This is a genomic window from Vibrio phycocola, from assembly GCF_053850235.1.
In genome coordinates this window covers 490,079-506,325 of the sequence record NZ_JBSQDJ010000002.1, presented here as the reverse complement: position 1 = coordinate 506,325, position 16,247 = coordinate 490,079, and the positions used below count along the sequence as shown (strand labels likewise).

The 16,247-nt window shown below is 39.4% G+C and carries 13 protein-coding genes; 4 read left to right on the top strand and 9 right to left on the bottom strand.

Features of this window, described 5'->3' with window-relative positions; all coding sequences use genetic code 11:
- Positions 1-5 precede the first annotated feature (5 nt).
- Complete coding sequence (locus ACWU4D_RS05585) at positions 6-1,253, top strand: GGDEF domain-containing protein (protein WP_456050409.1); 1,248 nt, start codon at positions 6-8, stop codon at positions 1,251-1,253.
- Here the strand turns inward: ACWU4D_RS05585 and ACWU4D_RS05580 are convergent.
- Both ACWU4D_RS05580 and ACWU4D_RS05575 read right to left on the bottom strand, forming a co-directional pair.
- Positions 1,250-1,423, bottom strand: coding sequence for a hypothetical protein (locus ACWU4D_RS05580; protein WP_456050408.1), 174 nt, complete (start codon positions 1,421-1,423; stop codon positions 1,250-1,252). The genes ACWU4D_RS05585 and ACWU4D_RS05580 overlap by 4 nt on opposite strands.
- 24 nt (positions 1,424-1,447) lie before the next feature.
- Positions 1,448-2,641 carry a DEAD/DEAH box helicase gene (locus ACWU4D_RS05575; RefSeq protein WP_456050407.1) on the bottom strand — a complete coding sequence of 398 codons (1,194 nt, stop codon included), beginning with the start codon at positions 2,639-2,641 and terminating at the stop codon, positions 1,448-1,450.
- Between the two features lie 206 nt (positions 2,642-2,847).
- Between ACWU4D_RS05575 and kdgR the strand changes: the two genes are divergently transcribed.
- Complete coding sequence (kdgR, locus tag ACWU4D_RS05570) at positions 2,848-3,630, top strand: DNA-binding transcriptional regulator KdgR (RefSeq protein ID WP_456050406.1); 783 nt, start codon at positions 2,848-2,850, stop codon at positions 3,628-3,630.
- 59 nt (positions 3,631-3,689) lie between these two features.
- Entirely contained in the window at positions 3,690-4,205 is a 516-nt protein-coding gene (locus tag ACWU4D_RS05565) for a YgjV family protein (RefSeq protein ID WP_456050405.1), read from the top strand.
- Between the two features lie 308 nt (positions 4,206-4,513).
- On the opposite strand, the gene ACWU4D_RS05560 is transcribed toward ACWU4D_RS05565, so the two are convergent.
- From ACWU4D_RS05560 to ACWU4D_RS05535, 6 genes are all read right to left on the bottom strand, one after another.
- Positions 4,514-5,395 (bottom strand): NAD(P)-dependent oxidoreductase, encoded by an 882-nt coding sequence (locus ACWU4D_RS05560; protein ID WP_456050404.1) that lies wholly within the window; start codon positions 5,393-5,395, stop codon positions 4,514-4,516.
- A 486-nt stretch (positions 5,396-5,881) separates the two neighbouring features.
- Entirely contained in the window at positions 5,882-7,102 is a 1,221-nt protein-coding gene (locus ACWU4D_RS05555; RefSeq protein ID WP_456050403.1) for a quaternary amine ABC transporter ATP-binding protein, read from the bottom strand.
- On the bottom strand, positions 7,095-7,994 hold the full coding sequence (locus tag ACWU4D_RS05550) for an ABC transporter permease (RefSeq protein WP_456050402.1): 900 nt from the start codon (positions 7,992-7,994) through the stop codon (positions 7,095-7,097). The genes ACWU4D_RS05555 and ACWU4D_RS05550 overlap by 8 nt, the downstream gene beginning before the upstream one ends.
- Before the next feature lie 206 nt (positions 7,995-8,200).
- Positions 8,201-9,187, bottom strand: coding sequence for an ABC transporter substrate-binding protein (locus tag ACWU4D_RS05545; RefSeq protein WP_456050401.1), 987 nt, complete (start codon positions 9,185-9,187; stop codon positions 8,201-8,203).
- 812 nt (positions 9,188-9,999) lie between these two features.
- Positions 10,000-11,868 (bottom strand): putative nucleotidyltransferase substrate binding domain-containing protein, encoded by a 1,869-nt coding sequence (locus ACWU4D_RS05540; RefSeq protein WP_456050400.1) that lies wholly within the window; start codon positions 11,866-11,868, stop codon positions 10,000-10,002.
- A gap of 123 nt (positions 11,869-11,991) precedes the next feature.
- Complete coding sequence (locus ACWU4D_RS05535) at positions 11,992-12,723, bottom strand: FadR/GntR family transcriptional regulator (protein WP_456050399.1); 732 nt, start codon at positions 12,721-12,723, stop codon at positions 11,992-11,994.
- 425 nt (positions 12,724-13,148) lie between these two features.
- Here ACWU4D_RS05535 and ACWU4D_RS05530 point away from each other — a divergent pair, with 425 nt between their 5' ends.
- Entirely contained in the window at positions 13,149-13,865 is a 717-nt protein-coding gene (locus ACWU4D_RS05530) for a FadR/GntR family transcriptional regulator (protein ID WP_456050398.1), read from the top strand.
- Positions 13,866-14,086: 221 nt separating this feature from the next.
- On the opposite strand, the gene ACWU4D_RS05525 is transcribed toward ACWU4D_RS05530, so the two are convergent.
- The gene (locus tag ACWU4D_RS05525) at positions 14,087-16,237 is read right to left on the bottom strand and encodes a heparinase II/III domain-containing protein (protein WP_456050397.1); all 2,151 of its coding nucleotides are present in this window, start codon (positions 16,235-16,237) and stop codon (positions 14,087-14,089) included.
- Between the last annotated feature and the right edge of the window lie 10 nt (positions 16,238-16,247).

The window sequence follows — 16,247 nt, the reverse complement described above, 5'->3', positions numbered from 1 at the left end:
AACTTATGTCTAGCTTACTGCTTAGCACACCTTGGGTTCGGTTTACTTTACCACTTCTGCTCGTAGTAGCGGGGTTGTATAGTAGTCAGCATCACCTGTTAGTTGATGCTAACAATCAAGATCTGATCCAACACCTACCCTATATTTTGTTTGTTATCTCGATTTTTGTCGCCCAGATCTTCAAGCAAAGTCGCATGGGTATGTTGTCGTCGGTCATGCTAGTCAGTTACTATATTATCCAAACACGTCTTCAAGTACCTCTGTCGTCGGGAACGACCTTGCTAGAGTTAACATTACTCAGCTTACTTTTACCGATTTCTATTATTCTGACGTATCTTTTCAAAAATACCGATTTGCTAAATAAAAGCTATTTCTTCTATTTACTATCCCTTGGTGCTTTTGTCCTTTGGGCAAAATTAATCGTGAGTTATGCAAAAGATACGAATTTTCTCGTCGAGCAAAGTACGCTGTTAACCGCGATACCTTCAATATCACATTTACCATTTCTATTAACTCTTTTTCTAGTCGCAATCATTGGCATTACAGCAATCTATGTATTAAACAAAAATCGAATTATCGATAGCTGTGTGTACACGACAATTCTTTTATCAAGTAGCACGTTTATTCTTTTCCATATTGATTTTATCTCTTCTATTTTGTTTAGCTTGGCTGGCGTTATGTCAATTATTTACCTCATTGTCGCAGGGCAGCAAATGGCCTTTAATGACCGTTTGACCAACCTTCCCGGTCGCCGAGCATTAGAAATAGACATGAAAAACCTTGGTCGTAACTTCTCTATCGCCATGTTAGATGTCGACCATTTTAAAAAGTTTAATGATACTTATGGTCATGATACGGGGGATGATGTACTCAAGTTAGTAGCAAGCCGAATTCAATCCGTACGAGGAAAAGCAAAAGCGTATCGTTATGGTGGAGAAGAGTTTACGATTATATTTAAAGGTAAAGATGCACAGTCCGCACAGCCCTTTCTAAATGATTTGCGTCAAGATATCGCTGACTATGAAATGGTATTACGTAATGAGGCATCTCGTCCTAAAAACGATAAAGTTGGTGCTCTTAAGCGTCGACGCAAAAATGAAGTTGAAAAAGTGAATGTAACGATAAGCATTGGGGTTAGCGACAATCAAACCAGTGGCAAGCCAAATGAAGTGTTAAAATTTGCCGACAACGCATTATATAAAGCCAAACAAGCTGGCCGTAATCGCGTTGAAATCAACCAAATCATCGCTTAATTATTTTTTGCTATTAGAGATTCGTTTTTCACATCTCTTGTAAGTTTTAACATCCAAAACTCACAGCCAGCCCGCATTGGTGTTGTCGGGTTTCCCCAAGCACCGCATATAGAAACGGGCTTATCCTTTGCCCGTTCAAATTGACGACAATTGCCACATACCATTTTCATATCTCTAATTCCTCATCATTACAATTAAGCGTCTTTCTCACGCTTATGTTTCGGAACATAATTAAGAATCGAAATAGGTACTTCTTTCCTTGGTTCAAAACCTTCAATAACTCGCCTCTCCAACAGGTGACCTAACCGACTTTCTATCATGCATAAGTTTTTGAAGTTATCTTTCGAAACTAAGGAGATTGCTTCACCCGAGTTACCAGCACGTCCAGTTCGACCGATACGGTGAATATATTCGTCGGCAGGATAAGGCAAATCGTAGTTAATAACACAAGGTAAGGACTCAATATCAATTCCTCGAGCCGCAACACCTGTTGCAATCAAATACTTAACCTTCCCTTGCTTAAATTCTTCCAATACACGTGTTCGTGACGCTTGATTACGTCCACTGTGTATAGCTTCCGATGTAATACCACGTTTTTCCAATTGTTGAACGAGTTTTGCAGCACCATGTTTGGTTTCAATGAAAATCAATGCTTGTGACCACTCTCCTTCATCCAATAAGTGGGCAAGCAGCGCTGATTTCTTATCTTTATCAACCGTGACCAACCACTGATTAATGGCCTCTTTAGATGCATCAAATTTCGCAAGGACTATTTCGTGAGCTTGAGATATGGCAGATTTGGCTAAATCTCGGATAGGATTAGAGAGGGTTGCTGAAAAGAGTAAAAATTGAATCTGTTCAGGTAATCGGTCAAGTACCTTATTGATATCTTCAATAAATCCCATATCGAGCATACGGTCAGCTTCATCGAGGACAAGGACTTCTACTTCTTCAAAATGAATAGCATGCTGACCATATAAATCGATTAAGCGTCCTGGAGTTGCCACCACAATGTCGACACCATCGATCAACGCTTGTTTCTGCTCTTTATAGTCAACACCACCATAGATGGCAAACGACTTCAAGTTACCGCCTTCTCCGTAATTCGAAATACTACGATTCACTTGAATCGCTAGCTCACGAGTAGGCGTAAGAATAATAGCTCTAACTCGCTTTTTACGTTGGGTTTCCGCGTGAGATAGTCTTTCCAAAATAGGTAAGACGAAACTGGCGGTTTTACCTGTCCCGGTTTGCGCAGCCGCGATTAGATTTTCACCTTTCAGAGCTATCGGAATCGCTTTTTCCTGAATTGGCGTCGGCTTACTATAGCCTTGCTTTTCCAATGCTAATACTAAATGCGTTGATAATTCCAATGATTTGAATGACATGTGATCTCTAACTTTTTGTTCAGGTAAATTCGCTACGCAGTGTACTCTTTTTATAACTTTACGCCTACGTAAAGATGACAGCGACGATAAACTCGTGGTAGTTTAGTGCTCACGGTTTCATAATTTTGAAATCGGTTTTTAAAAAAACTGGAATATCGGTATCCCACAGATATAATGTTGGTAACTAAAGTTATGAGTAAAGAGTGATGGAAAAATCAACCCAACCTGAAGCTGTCTCGTCAGTATTAAAAGTGTTCAATATTCTCCAAGCACTCGGCGAGCAAAAAGAGATCGGGGTTTCGGAATTATCGCAACGTCTGATGATGTCTAAGGCCACGACTTACCGCTTTTTGCAAACCATGAAATCACTTGGTTACATCGCTCAAGAAGGCGAAGCCGATAAGTATTCATTAACTCTGAAACTCTTTGAACTCGGTTCTAAATCCCTAGAATATGTCGATCTTATTGCCATTGCTCACAAAGAAATGAACCTCATCTCTGAACAGACGATGGAAGCTCTTCACTTGGGCACTCTCGATGAAAATGCGATTATCTATATTCATAAGATCGATTCAAAATATAACCTATGTATGCAATCTAGAATCGGGAGACGCAACCCACTCTACAGTACTGCCATAGGAAAAGTATTGTTAGCAGAAAAGGATGAACCATTCATTCGAGATACCTTAAAAGATATTGAATTTATTCAGCATACCGAGCGAACCATCAAAGATATCGACCAGTTACTCATAGAATTAAAGACCGTTAAGGGTAACCATTTCGCTCAAGACAATGAAGAACAAGAATCTGGCATTCGTTGTGTTGCTGCGCCAGTATATGATCGCTTTGGAACAGTGATTGCTGGTCTATCAATCTCTCTCCCGACCCTTAGGTTTAATGACGATAACTTGAGTCATTATGTCAATCTACTTCACAATGCATGCCGAAATATTTCACTGCAAATGGGATTTGATAACTATCCCGTTTAAGTGAACCTATGTCTTATCGGTCGTAATAACATTTTGTTTTTTACCTGGGAATTTAACTAATGGATATGTGGTTTGCGCAAGCCTTGGGGTTTGTGAGTTATGGCCTTGGAATGTGGGCTTTCTACCAAAAAGATGACCGCCGCCTAAAGATGATTATGTGTGCGTTTAACCTTAACCATATGATTCATTACTTGTTACTTGGTTCGACGGTATCAGCGCTTGCCTCCTTCATTTCTGCGTTAAGAACAGGAACTTCTATTTATACAAGCTCTAAATATATTGCCATCTTTTTCATCATTGTGACATTGTCACTTGGCCTATATCTGACTGAATCGTGGTGGCAAATATGGTCGGTTATGGGCGCGACAATTGGAACATTCACTGTCTTTATGTTGAAAGGGATTGCAATGAGAGTCGGATTTCTTCTCGCTTCATTTTGCTGGTTAACTAACAATATCTTAGTGGGATCGATTGGCGGAACACTGCTAGAAGCGACATTAACGGCGATGAATTTATTCACAATATACCGTTTATATCAGCAAAATAAATTATTGGCAGAAAACGCTACGATATAAAGCGTGATTAGAAAGCCTCCTAGCGACTTCTACACTCATTATTTTTCGTAATCCACTAACATCCTCTCTTTGATTCAGTTATTTCGTAAAGATTTTCATCTTTAAAGTTACAACGTCACCATGGCAATTGTATTGTTTACATACAATAATGGATTAAAGTAACCATTTGATTAAACGAATAAAATTAAAATGAAGTATGAATCTAATTATTAGAGGGAGAAGATTTCCAGCGGAGAATGAAGATAAACCTAACTGCAGTCAAACAATAACAAACAGTACTGTCTAACCACAGATAGGTTTTGATCGAATTACTTCTCTAGTTTAGTGAAGTAATCGAAAATTACAGGTACGTCATTTTGGCCAAGACCAGCATCAACACCAGCTTGTAGCGCTTTAGAAGTACCTTCAGCAATTGGAGACTCAGAACCTAAGTCTGAAACCATTTGCAGGAAGTAACCTAAATCTTTGTTTGCGTTTGCTACAGAGAAACCTAACTTCTCTTCACCATCTACAGCGTAGAATTTAGTGAACTGCATGAATGGTGAGTTAGATGGACCAGCAGACATGATGTCAAATAATTGCTGACCGTCAACACCAGCTGCTTTAGCAACTGCGAATGCTTGAGACATAGCAGTAACAGTTGTCATACCAATGAAGTTATTGATCAACTTAGTTGTATGACCAGCACCTAGTGCACCAAGATGGAATACGTTTTCACCTTGCTCTTCTAGAAGTGGTTTAACTTTATTGAAAGTTTCAATTTCACCGGCAGCCATGATGTTCAATAGACCATCTTTAGCGTGTGCAGGAGTACGACCTAGAGGAGCATCGATCATACCACAGCCTTTTTCGGCAAGAGCAGCACCAATTTTTTGAGTAGAAGCAGGGATAGAAGTACCAAAGTCGATTAAAGTTGAACCTTCTTTAATACCGGCTAGAACACCTTCTTCACCGTAAACAATCTTTTCAACAACAGCAGAAGTTGTAAGACAGAATTCAACAACGTCACTCGCTGCTGCTAATTCTTTAGCTGAAGTAAATTGAGTGGCATTCCCACGAGCAAGAACAGCATCAACTGCATCTTGGCTAAGGTCCATTACGTTTACTTGGTAGCCGCGTTTCTGTAGGTTTTCAACCATATTGCCGCCCATAAGGCCAAGGCCGATGAAACCGATGACTGGTTTAGTCATGTTTAACTCCTAAATGTATTATTATATGTCCAAAGTACCCGAGTAGAATATACCTGAACACAGGTTTTCGCAATCATTGAGTGCCCTAAAATGGCACTTACGTGTGCATTATGTGACTTGATCACAAATTAATATGCGTATTTATCATGCAAATACACCTCACTATATGCGCTTCGACCCATTTAAAGTGATAAAACATTGAAAATCGGGCTAGTCATAAACTTACTAAGCGAAAGTGTTCAAGCTGGAACGACAAACAATGTTTAATGATGCTATGAGACTTTACACTTATGTATTGTATTATAATAGAAGAGTAAGTCATGCTCAGACTTGACGCTTTCCATTTATCAAATATCGACGAATAGTCGTTGCTTTTAGAACACTTATACGACTCTATATATTCAAATTTAAGCCAAAAAAAAGACGCTTCATCGCACGATGATTTTCATGCGAGAAACGCCTAGTTTTTTCAGATCAAAAGTTAGCTTACGCTATCTGCTCTGGTTTTGTTTCGGCTTCGTCAGAGTCAGAATCAGAAAGAACTTCAGCAAGTGTACTTCTGTCCAATTCACCTTTCAGATTACCGTCTTCATCAACCACGGGTAATGAATAATCGCATTCTAGCGTATCAGAAATAACACTTTCCAATAATGCATCAGGTGCAATCGTCGATACTTCTTCATAAATATCATTATCAAACGCATCAGAGCCGACTTGACGTGAGGCTTCTTCTAGCGCCTCTTGTGTAATCAGACCTTGGAAACCGGCTTTCGTTACGTGGTAACCGTAGTCATCTTTAACACGTTTCATCTGCGCTAGAGCTTCATCAATACTGTCAGTTGTGATACGAAGTGCAGGTGGCTTCATCACAGTTTCAACTGTCAATGCACGAGCTCGGTTCACATCCTTAACAAACGCTTCTACATAATCATCTGCAGGGTTAAGCAATATGTCATCAGGTGTGCCCTGCTGAACCATTTCTCCATCTTTCAGAATCGCAATTCGATCACCTAGTCGCAGTGCTTCATCGAGATCATGTGTAATGAATATAATGGTTTTATGTAGTTTCTGCTGCAATTCAATTAGCTGATCTTGCATTTCAGAGCGAATCAATGGATCCAATGCTGAGAAAGCTTCATCCATCAAAAGGATTTCAGCATCAGTACACAAAGCTCGAGCTAAACCGACACGTTGTTGCTGGCCACCGGAAAGTTGAGCTGGAAACTGCTTACCATATCCACCTAAACCTACAGTTTCTAACCACTCATTGGCTTTCTCAAGACGTTGAGACTTAGGTATGCCTTGTACTGCAAAACCATAAGCAACGTTTTCAATAACATTGCGATGAGGTAATAATCCAAAACGTTGGAATACCATCGACATTTTTTTACGTCGAAAAGTTTCTAGTTCTTTTTCATTGAGCTTCATTACATCGGTGTCTTCAACCAGAATCACACCTTCTGTTGGATCAATTAGGCGATTGAAGTGACGAATCAGCGTTGATTTACCAGAGCCAGAAAGCCCCATAATGACAAAGATTTCGCCTTTATTGATATCTAAGTTGATATCTTTCAATCCCAATGTATGACCAGTCTTTGCTAGAATATCATCCTTGCTCATACCTTCATGAACCAACGGCATATATTTCCGAGGGTTACTTCCAAACAGCTTATAAAGCCCTTTAATTTGAATAAGTGGCTTAGTCATGTTGGTTTCCTCCCAAATGAGCTTGGGTACGTTTAGCATACGCTTGTGACGTTCGATCAAAAATAATAGCTAAAACCACAATAGCCAAACCATTTAAAAGTCCGAGAGTAAAGTATTGGTTAGTAATAGACTTCAGAACGGGTTGCCCTAACCCTTTGACTCCGATCATCGAAGCAATAACGACCATAGACAAAGCCATCATAATCGTTTGGTTGATACCCGCCATGATATTTGGCATTGCTAGAGGCAATTGAACGCCAAGTAGTCTTTGTGTCGGACTCGCACCAAATGCTGTAGCCGCTTCCAATACCTCTCGGTCTACAAGTCGAATACCAAGGTTAGTCAAACGAATTACAGGTGGTATGGCATAAATAACTACCGCAATTAAACCAGGGATTTTACCGATTCCAAGCAACATTACGACCGGGATAAGGTAAACAAAGGCTGGCATCGTTTGCATTAAATCAAGAACAGGTGTGATTAACGAACGCATTCTGTCAGAACGAGCCATCACAATACCAATAGGAATACCAAAAACGATCGCCATCAAAGTACTGACGGTAATAATACTCATGGTTCTCATCGTGTCTTCCCACATACCGAAGTAACCTATCAGCATTAAGGAAACCACCACACCCACACATAATTTCCATGAGCGACTTGCCAAATATACAAGACCGGTGACACAAGCAATGACTAACCACCAAGGTGAACTAAGCAACAGTTTCTCGAACCAAATCAAAAAACTTAACATAGGGTCAAAAATTGATTCAATCGCTTCTCCATACTCTCTAGAAAAGCTACGATAAGCTCCATCTAGAGTCTTACGGATTGTGATCAAATCAGAGCGATCCATCTCCGGAATCTGACTTAACCAGGACGCATCCGCCATAATAAATTACCTCTTTTAATTTACTTTATGATCATCGTTTTATAACCAAAACAATGATTTTTCAGAACTTTTATGTAGCTAGAATAATTAACTTAAGATCTTCACTGTTTAATACAATGAATAACTCAATAAAAATCAAATCGAATAAACTAAGAAATTGATGACAGCAATGAAATAGGCCAGCAAATGCTGGCCATTCTTATCATCTATAGCGCTGCTGCGACTTTATCAGCAACTTCTGGTGCCAACCATGGGCGCCAGATTTCTGGGAATTCAGAAAGGAAGTGTTCCATTGCTACTTCGCCATCAGCTTGGTTGTCTTCCATCCAAGCTAAAAGACTGTTCATTTGTGGGTTTGTAAATGAACGCTTATTTAGGTAATCCATAATCATTGGATCTCTAACAGCAAATGACTCAGTTACAACAGTGCTAACGATCGAAGGTGGGTACATCGTCACTTTAGGTGACTCACAATCTATGCTTGATGTACAAGTAAGGAATTCTTCCTTATCAACACCCGTGCCGAAATCGACTTTAACCATTTCATACTTACCAAGGATCGCTGTTGGTGCCCAGTAGTAACCAAACCAACCTTGGCCACGTTCGTAAGCTTTAGCGATAGCACCAGCAAGACCAGCACCTGAACCTGGATCAAGAAGTTCAAAACCGGCTTCTTCCAATTTCAGCGCACCGAATAAGTTTTCTGATGAAATTTGACAGTTCCAACCAGCAGGGCAACCATAAAATGCAGAAAGCTCTGGATCTTCTGGGTGTTTAAATAGGTCGGCGTGTTTGATAACACCTTCGATAGTGCTCATCTCTGGGTATTTATCGACAAGATATTTAGGAACCCAAAAACCTTCTTCACCACCATCGCTCAGAGACTGACCAGCAAAGCGGATACGTTTATCAGCAACGCCTTGATTAAGTAAATCTGTAACCGCATTTGCCCACATTTCTGGAACTAAATCTGGTTCATTTTTTTCGATCATAGAAGTACTAGTTGGCATTGTGTCACCAGGAACCAGTTCAGCGTCGCAACCAAAGCCATTTTCTAGAATGAAGAGGTCGACATTTGCGATAAGTGTTGCAGACGTCCAGTTCATGTCTGCGATAGTCACTTTTCCACATTCCTCAGCGGCATAGGCCGACTGACTGGCTACAGCAAGTAGCGCTAAAAACTTCAATTTCATTTTCGTCTCCGTTTCTCTCATTAGATATCAAACGGAATGATCATTTGAAAACACAATTAACATCGACAAGCTACAACGGTCGCACAACAAAACCGACTGCCTATAGTTTACCTTCGTTGTTAACCCACTGACGCGAATTAACGACAAAACCTGTCCAAACCACCTACTAAGTGACTTTTATGGCTTTGACTTTTCTGTTCAAACCTAATTGAACACATTGCGTTTGTTCGCAACTATCCCGACAAGTCAAAGCGATGAAAATCTCTGTTTAGTTCAAATAATTACTCCATAGCACTTATTTTTAACTTTATTGAATCACTTACCTTACGTGAAATAACGAATAAGGTCAAATTCCTCGTCCCTTGTCCAATAAAAGTAAAAACATTTAAGTAACTGAAATTTAAATAAAATAACTAAAATAAAGAGCCAAATAGCTATCGTCCTAGAATATCTAAATTTAAATTATGTATCCAAATATTGCCGTAGCTTATGATCAATAGTCCTTTGCAATGGATATGGATTAATCATTTAAACAAATAGAATGCTTCCAAATACCAATATCAAAGAACTCTTGAGTAAATTAATAATGCAAACAGTGGCAATAAAACTGCCTACACTATCGTATTTCACCATTCATGTTATTCGTTCAAAATGAAGATCCGATACTATATATGAAACAATAACATGATTAATTAGCCCAATTTGGATTACACCCAAAAATGTAGGGAGTTCGCTGACATTCATCATTTCAATTATATTAGTTGCAATGATGATACTTAATCGAAACTGAAGATCGTAATCCAATAAAGTAATTAATGATTAATTGAACCAAATCGTAATTTTGCGGCATCTTGTAAATCGGCGATAATTCTAAATGCGTCTTTTAAGTGTTGTCGCTCAAAACTGCCAAAGGTATTTGGATCAATATAATTATTTGCAATCTCTCCCTGTTTCAACTGTTCTACTTGTTGGCTATAGCGAAATTGTGCAATAAATTGATATGCCCCAATAATATTTTTATAAGCATCATTACTTAAAATCCCAGCATCCATTGCTGAATGGAAACGCTCTTGAGTACTTGACGATGGACATTCAATTGCCAAGCCGTAAATACGGGCTAGATCAATAATTAAATTAATCGCATATTTTTTAATATTAAGTACTTTGCTTTGCTCGCCATTTTTTTCCAAAACAAAGCTATTAAATATTCCAAGTGGTGGGTGTGTATTTACTGCATCACGAACTAACGCAGGTAAGAAGCTTTCATTTAGTTTAATATTTTGGTGAAGTTCATCACGCAATATCACAGTATATTCAGAGTTACCATATACCGACCTTATTTCTAAAAAGACACTTATATTTAGTAGGCACTCATATTCTGGGTTATTCACCCACTTTTTATAATACTCTTTCCAAACGGAAACGGTCTGACACCATTTAGGTGTTGCCGCCATATATTTACCACTACACAGTGGATAACCACATTGGTCAAGTCCATTAGAAACATAAGATGCTAATTGACCAAAATATACTTTATCACCTTTTGTCGCATCATCGGATAATACTAAAGCGGTGTCCTGATCCGACGTAATATTCAACTCATTCCGAGCATGAGATCCTGCTGTAATCCAGTTAAAATCGCAAGGTGGCTCACCAAAGCGGTCAATCGCCATCTGAATTAATCGACGCGTGTAAGCATCCATAATCATAGACATGACTTTACCAATAATATCCGGTGCGACTTTCCCCTCAACTAAAGCCTCAAAGATAACTTGGCGCTCAGAAGTTAATTCCGCTAATTCTGCAACACTATCGGTATACTTAATTTTTTCGATCAAGAAAATGGCCTGCATTCTGTGATTTTGCACAAGATGCGATGTTGTTAGTAATCCAATAGCATGCCCGTCTTTTACCACCGGAATATTACGAATATTGTGCTCCATCATCATAGAAGCCGCTTCCAAGATTAATGCGTCTGGACTTACAATAAATGGATTTGGAGTCATCACTGAACTAATAGGGTCAGAAAACGGTGCCTCATTGGCAATCACTCGTTTTGTCATATCTCTATCTGTAATCAAGCCGACAATTTGGTTATTTTCATAAATAACGGCGCACGATGAGCGCTTAACGACTCGCATTTCATGAGCGACATCTTTTATCGACATATCTGAGGTAACCACCGCGATAACACTACTGGCTACTTCCCCCACTCGCTTTATAAATAAGCCTTTCTCTTTATTCGACCACACAACGTCATAGGCTGTTTTCAAACGGATTTGTGCTCTAGAGGCAAAGAATTCTGCATACTCGGGTTTACGTTCAAATAATAGAACTAAAGCAGTTTGAGGAATCAGATACAGTAGGGTGTTTTCGATTGCAATCGCAGTATAACGTCGATCTTCCGTCGTATCTCCATCTAAGAATGTGAACCCAAAGATATCATCTCGACCCAACCTTGCACGCAATTGCCCATCTAATTTTCGCTGCTCCATTGCGCCGGTTCTGACAATGTATAAATACATCTCTGAATCATCGCAAGGATCAATAATTTCACCACGGCGAAGGTAGGTGATTTTAACAATAGCGGCTAATTCCTTGATTACTTCTGGCGGTAAATTATTAAATGGCTCAACAGCAGAGATATACTGTTCGATATTGACAAGCAATGAGTCGTCCATAAACCCTCATAAATAATATTGTAATATGATAGCCAGTATATCGTAATTAATGTTTAGGGCAAAAAAAAAGCAGCTGAGTCAAACTCAACTGCTGAATATTACAAAATTTGAATTCGCGCGATATTAGCTTAGAGGAGGAAGACGATGCTTCACTTCTTGTAAATGACTTGCAGAACATTCACGTGCTTTATCAGAATTACCAGCCATGATTGCTTCATAGATATCACGATGTTCTTGTAAACATAGGCCACCATCTTGTGATGAATGAACAATGAAATTTTTGTACATCGTCATTAAAATATTACCAAAAGGAAGGTAGAAATCATTGCCAGTTGAGTTAAAGATCAAGTTATGGAATTTCATATCAACAGAAGTCCACTCATCTTGGTCAAAGCCATTAATTTTAGAATCTTCGGCAACTTCACACATTTTGTGGAAGGTTTCCGTTAGTTCAATACGTTGCTCTACAGTCGCCGATTTTGCCGCCAATGCGCAAGCTTCTGGTTCAATAGCTCGACGTAACCCTAAGAATTGATGGTAAAATTCGGCACTATCAATAATACCGTCCATCCACTCGATTAATTGTGGGTCTAAGAAATTCCAGTTAGAGCGGTGAACCACACGGGTTCCGATCTTTGGTCGAGACTCAAGCAAACATTTTGAAGTAAGCAGTTTTACTGCTTCACGTAGTGCGGTACGACTTACTCCAAACTGCTCACATAATGCCATTTCACATGGGATAATAGACCCTTGAGGCAATTTCCCAGATAAGATGCCACGTGCAATCTCGCGTGCAACTTGCACATGCAAACTTCGTTTCGAACCGCCGATTAAATTAAATTCACTGTCTTTCATAAGGTTATTATTCTTCAAATTTGATTTTTGTAATATTTAACTACATTGTACCATTATTATGCCAATCCTCCACTTATTTCGGATTAACAACTATTTATATAGGAGAAAGGCATTATCCTCGCTATATTTATTGGTAATAAATGCAGCGCTCTTACTTAGATTAGAGGTCGATCACATAATTATAGATTCTTATCAATTCACATCACTCCTTTGATTGACGAATATAGGTATTATTGTATTATTTACCTACATTTATAATTCTATTTAACATTAAATAATTATAATTTTAGTTATTTATCTCACCCTTGTGTTAATACCACGATATGCATGATACCTGTCAAGCTTTTATATATCTATATCGAGTAATTACACAATATGAGATGTTTTTGCCAGTCATTTAACGGCCTTCTTATGAGTACATAACAATGAGCGACGATACATTCTCTTTTACTCCGATGACCTATAGGCTCAATGTCTATATCGCCCAGCAAATCGCCACTCAAATTATCAATGGGCAGTTACCAGTTGGCTCTAAACTTCCCAATGAACTCGAGCTTTGTAAAACATTTGGTGTCAGTCGCACTGCGCTAAGGGAATCAATCAAGCTACTGGCTTCTAAAGGCCTCATTAGCTCCAAGCCTAAAGTTGGCACCTTTATTCAGCCTCGTAAACATTGGCAGTTTTTGGATAGGCAGTTACTTGAATGGCTAAAAGATGGTGAAGATCCACAACACTTTTTGGAACAATTTTTAGGGTTACGTAAATCAATAGAACCTGAAGCATGCGCATTTAGTGCATTGCATGCATCCGAAGAGCAACGCGAACGTTTAACGCTTCACTTTAACAGTATGGAGAGTGCAAGCAAAACTCAAGATGCGGATGCATGGACCGACGCTGACCTTAACTTTCATTGCCTCATTTTCCAATCAACGGCTAATGATTTCTTTACCCCTTTTGGTAACGTGCTCACTACGGTTTACCGTAGTTTCTTCGATCATACCTCTGTTCGTGGTCACTTCTGCATAAAAGAACATCGCGCTGTATATCAAGCAATCATGAATAAAGATGCGGATGCAGCCCGATTAGCCTCAAATATCTTATTGAAAAATAACCACGAGTTATTATCTCTCAATCCTGCTTAATGCTATATATTTTCTCGTAATAAAGTTTAAATATATCCAGATAAATTAGGAGCCTATTTCGCTTATCGAAAAATAGACTCCTAATTTATGTTATCGTAATCATGTTAATATCATCAATAAATAATTTTCTAAATAAATTGATTGATAAATAAAAGCCGAATTACTAAATTAGTAACTCGGCTTTTTATATGAAATCAATTTACAAACAATTGCTAGTTAAATTATAACTGTGCCGTTGCGCCTATCCATTGGTATTTAACACCGTCAAATTCAACACAATGTTCACCTACTGGGTTATTCTGATTCGAAATACCAAATACATATTTTTTACCCGATATTAATGATATTTCAACCACACTACCAACGTTATTGTGGCCGATAACACTAACACTTGTTACCAACCCACGAGCATCAAGCGAAGCTTCAATAGATTCATTAAAGTAACCATGAGTTTCCAATACCGATGCGAACACATGATCTTTCGCATTCTGACGCAATATCAGAGCAGGTTCACTTCGTAGATTAAAATCAGGATCGTTTGCGCCAGTACGAGTAAAAATAACTTCGCCAGATGAGTTAGCAGGTACACTTGATACCAATGTGTAATAGCTGGAATCATGAAGCCATGTCACGAGAGAGCTATTCTCAACCGTGGCGGAACCCAAATTCCACAGATGTTGGTAACCGTTACCCTCACCGAGTGGGCGTAGCTTACTTTCCACTTTATAATCAAAGTCGGTACGAATAATTTGCCCTTTATAGTGATAAGGCAAATCGTATTGATGTTCAGCATCTGCGGTAATTCGATAGACATCTATAACCAACGGTTTTTCAAACTCAGCTAATTCAACCAATAAAACACTTCGTTGCATATCGATGCCATCGTAGTATTCCGAAACCGTACCACTCATCGCCTGAAGCGATGGGTCATCGGTCAAGAAGAAATGTTTCTGACCAAATTTCGACTCTGCCAATGCAGTATTGAAATTGTTCTGAGTTTTCTGATCAACCACCACAGTGTTGTGGGCAACGGTCTGCTTACAGTAGGACTTGTTTTCAGGAATATAACGGCCACCAAATTTTGGCTCAACGTTAACCCAACGACCATATCCATAATCATGCAGCACTTCGTGACCACGGTTAAATACACTAAGATGTAGACCGTCATAATGACCATGATCCAAAGCAGAGTGATATTGATGATCCGATCCATGCTGACCAAACCAAATCAATGCCATCGTGTCATCATCTTTTGCATCACGGTGACGCAGAATACTCACCCCACCCTTTTCACCTTGTGGACCGTCTGTCATGAACAGACTGCCCCAACTAAATGGCTTAATTTCATCTGCTTCTTCGACGGCTTTAGACAAAGTTAAGCCTGCAGTATGCACCCATACATTCTGTTGGTGATTAGCCATACCTAATAAAGTTTCAGACTGTTCATAACGGTGATAACACACCGACGTTGCCATGATGACACCTTCATCATTAATGCTGATGGTTTTCGATGAATCATTCAACGCTGGCAAGGTGCCGTCTGGGAAAGCAGTTTTGAACACAGCGTAAGAAGTTGTCTTGATCACTGAATCGTTAAATTCATAAATCTTAAGCTCTGGCTGACGACGCTCAATGGATTCTGCAAACAGGTAGATCGGGCGTAACGAAAAACGGTGATAATACGGACCTTCCATATAGTAACCGTCAGGCGAGAATAACTGATCGAGCTGCGCAAGGAAGCCACCGCTCACTTTATCCATTTTCAGCCCATATAATGCTTTATCTACCGACTCTTGGTCGTTGATAGCGTAACCACAGATACCTACTGCAGCAACAGCCCAAAGTCCATGGTTATGAACGATGTCAAAATCGTGACCATACGTAACGACAAACATTTCGATCATATGTTTGAAGAGATCATCTTCAATCTGGCGTTTTTGGGATTCCTCAAGCGTATGGTAAATACAACTATACGCACACGAAGAGTACAACATCCACATGTTCTCGTTCAGTGTTTGGTGAAAGAGTTTTCCTGGAGGGTTAGTATCACGACTCACATTGCTTTCAAGCGTTGGATAAACGGTTGCGTATGCCGTCAACATATCAACGATATAATCACGATACTTCTGCTCACCAGTCACCAAGAACAAACGTCCTGCGAGATCCATATGAATATAGTTTTGCTTATGGCGGTTGTGTTCATAACCACCACCTTCGCCGTGCCCAGGTACTTCAATACCGACTTGAGTCATGTATGAATCGGTAGCCAAAATATCACGCGCGAGTGCTTTACCAAGTAGGCTATCTTTTCCCAATTCCTTGGCCAGCTCAGCGGCTTCATCAAAGTTCATTAACAGTGGTTGGTAACTCATTATTTATTTC

Excerpts from the sequence above, each read along its gene's own strand:
- ACWU4D_RS05550 (WP_456050402.1), bottom strand. The coding sequence starts at position 7,994 with ATGGCGGATGCGTCCTGGTTAAGTCAGATTCCGGAGATGGATCGCTCT.
- kdgR (WP_456050406.1), top strand. The coding sequence starts at position 2,848 with ATGGAAAAATCAACCCAACCTGAAGCTGTCTCGTCAGTATTAAAAGTG.
- ACWU4D_RS05555 (WP_456050403.1), bottom strand. The coding sequence starts at position 7,102 with ATGACTAAGCCACTTATTCAAATTAAAGGGCTTTATAAGCTGTTTGGA.
- ACWU4D_RS05525 (WP_456050397.1), bottom strand. The coding sequence starts at position 16,237 with ATGAGTTACCAACCACTGTTAATGAACTTTGATGAAGCCGCTGAGCTG.
- ACWU4D_RS05580 (WP_456050408.1), bottom strand. The coding sequence starts at position 1,423 with ATGAAAATGGTATGTGGCAATTGTCGTCAATTTGAACGGGCAAAGGAT.
- ACWU4D_RS05530 (WP_456050398.1), top strand. The coding sequence starts at position 13,149 with ATGAGCGACGATACATTCTCTTTTACTCCGATGACCTATAGGCTCAAT.
- ACWU4D_RS05575 (WP_456050407.1), bottom strand. The coding sequence starts at position 2,641 with ATGTCATTCAAATCATTGGAATTATCAACGCATTTAGTATTAGCATTG.
- ACWU4D_RS05565 (WP_456050405.1), top strand. The coding sequence starts at position 3,690 with ATGGATATGTGGTTTGCGCAAGCCTTGGGGTTTGTGAGTTATGGCCTT.
- ACWU4D_RS05545 (WP_456050401.1), bottom strand. The coding sequence starts at position 9,187 with ATGAAATTGAAGTTTTTAGCGCTACTTGCTGTAGCCAGTCAGTCGGCC.
- ACWU4D_RS05560 (WP_456050404.1), bottom strand. The coding sequence starts at position 5,395 with ATGACTAAACCAGTCATCGGTTTCATCGGCCTTGGCCTTATGGGCGGC.
- ACWU4D_RS05535 (WP_456050399.1), bottom strand. The coding sequence starts at position 12,723 with ATGAAAGACAGTGAATTTAATTTAATCGGCGGTTCGAAACGAAGTTTG.
- ACWU4D_RS05585 (WP_456050409.1), top strand. The coding sequence starts at position 6 with ATGTCTAGCTTACTGCTTAGCACACCTTGGGTTCGGTTTACTTTACCA.
- ACWU4D_RS05540 (WP_456050400.1), bottom strand. The coding sequence starts at position 11,868 with ATGGACGACTCATTGCTTGTCAATATCGAACAGTATATCTCTGCTGTT.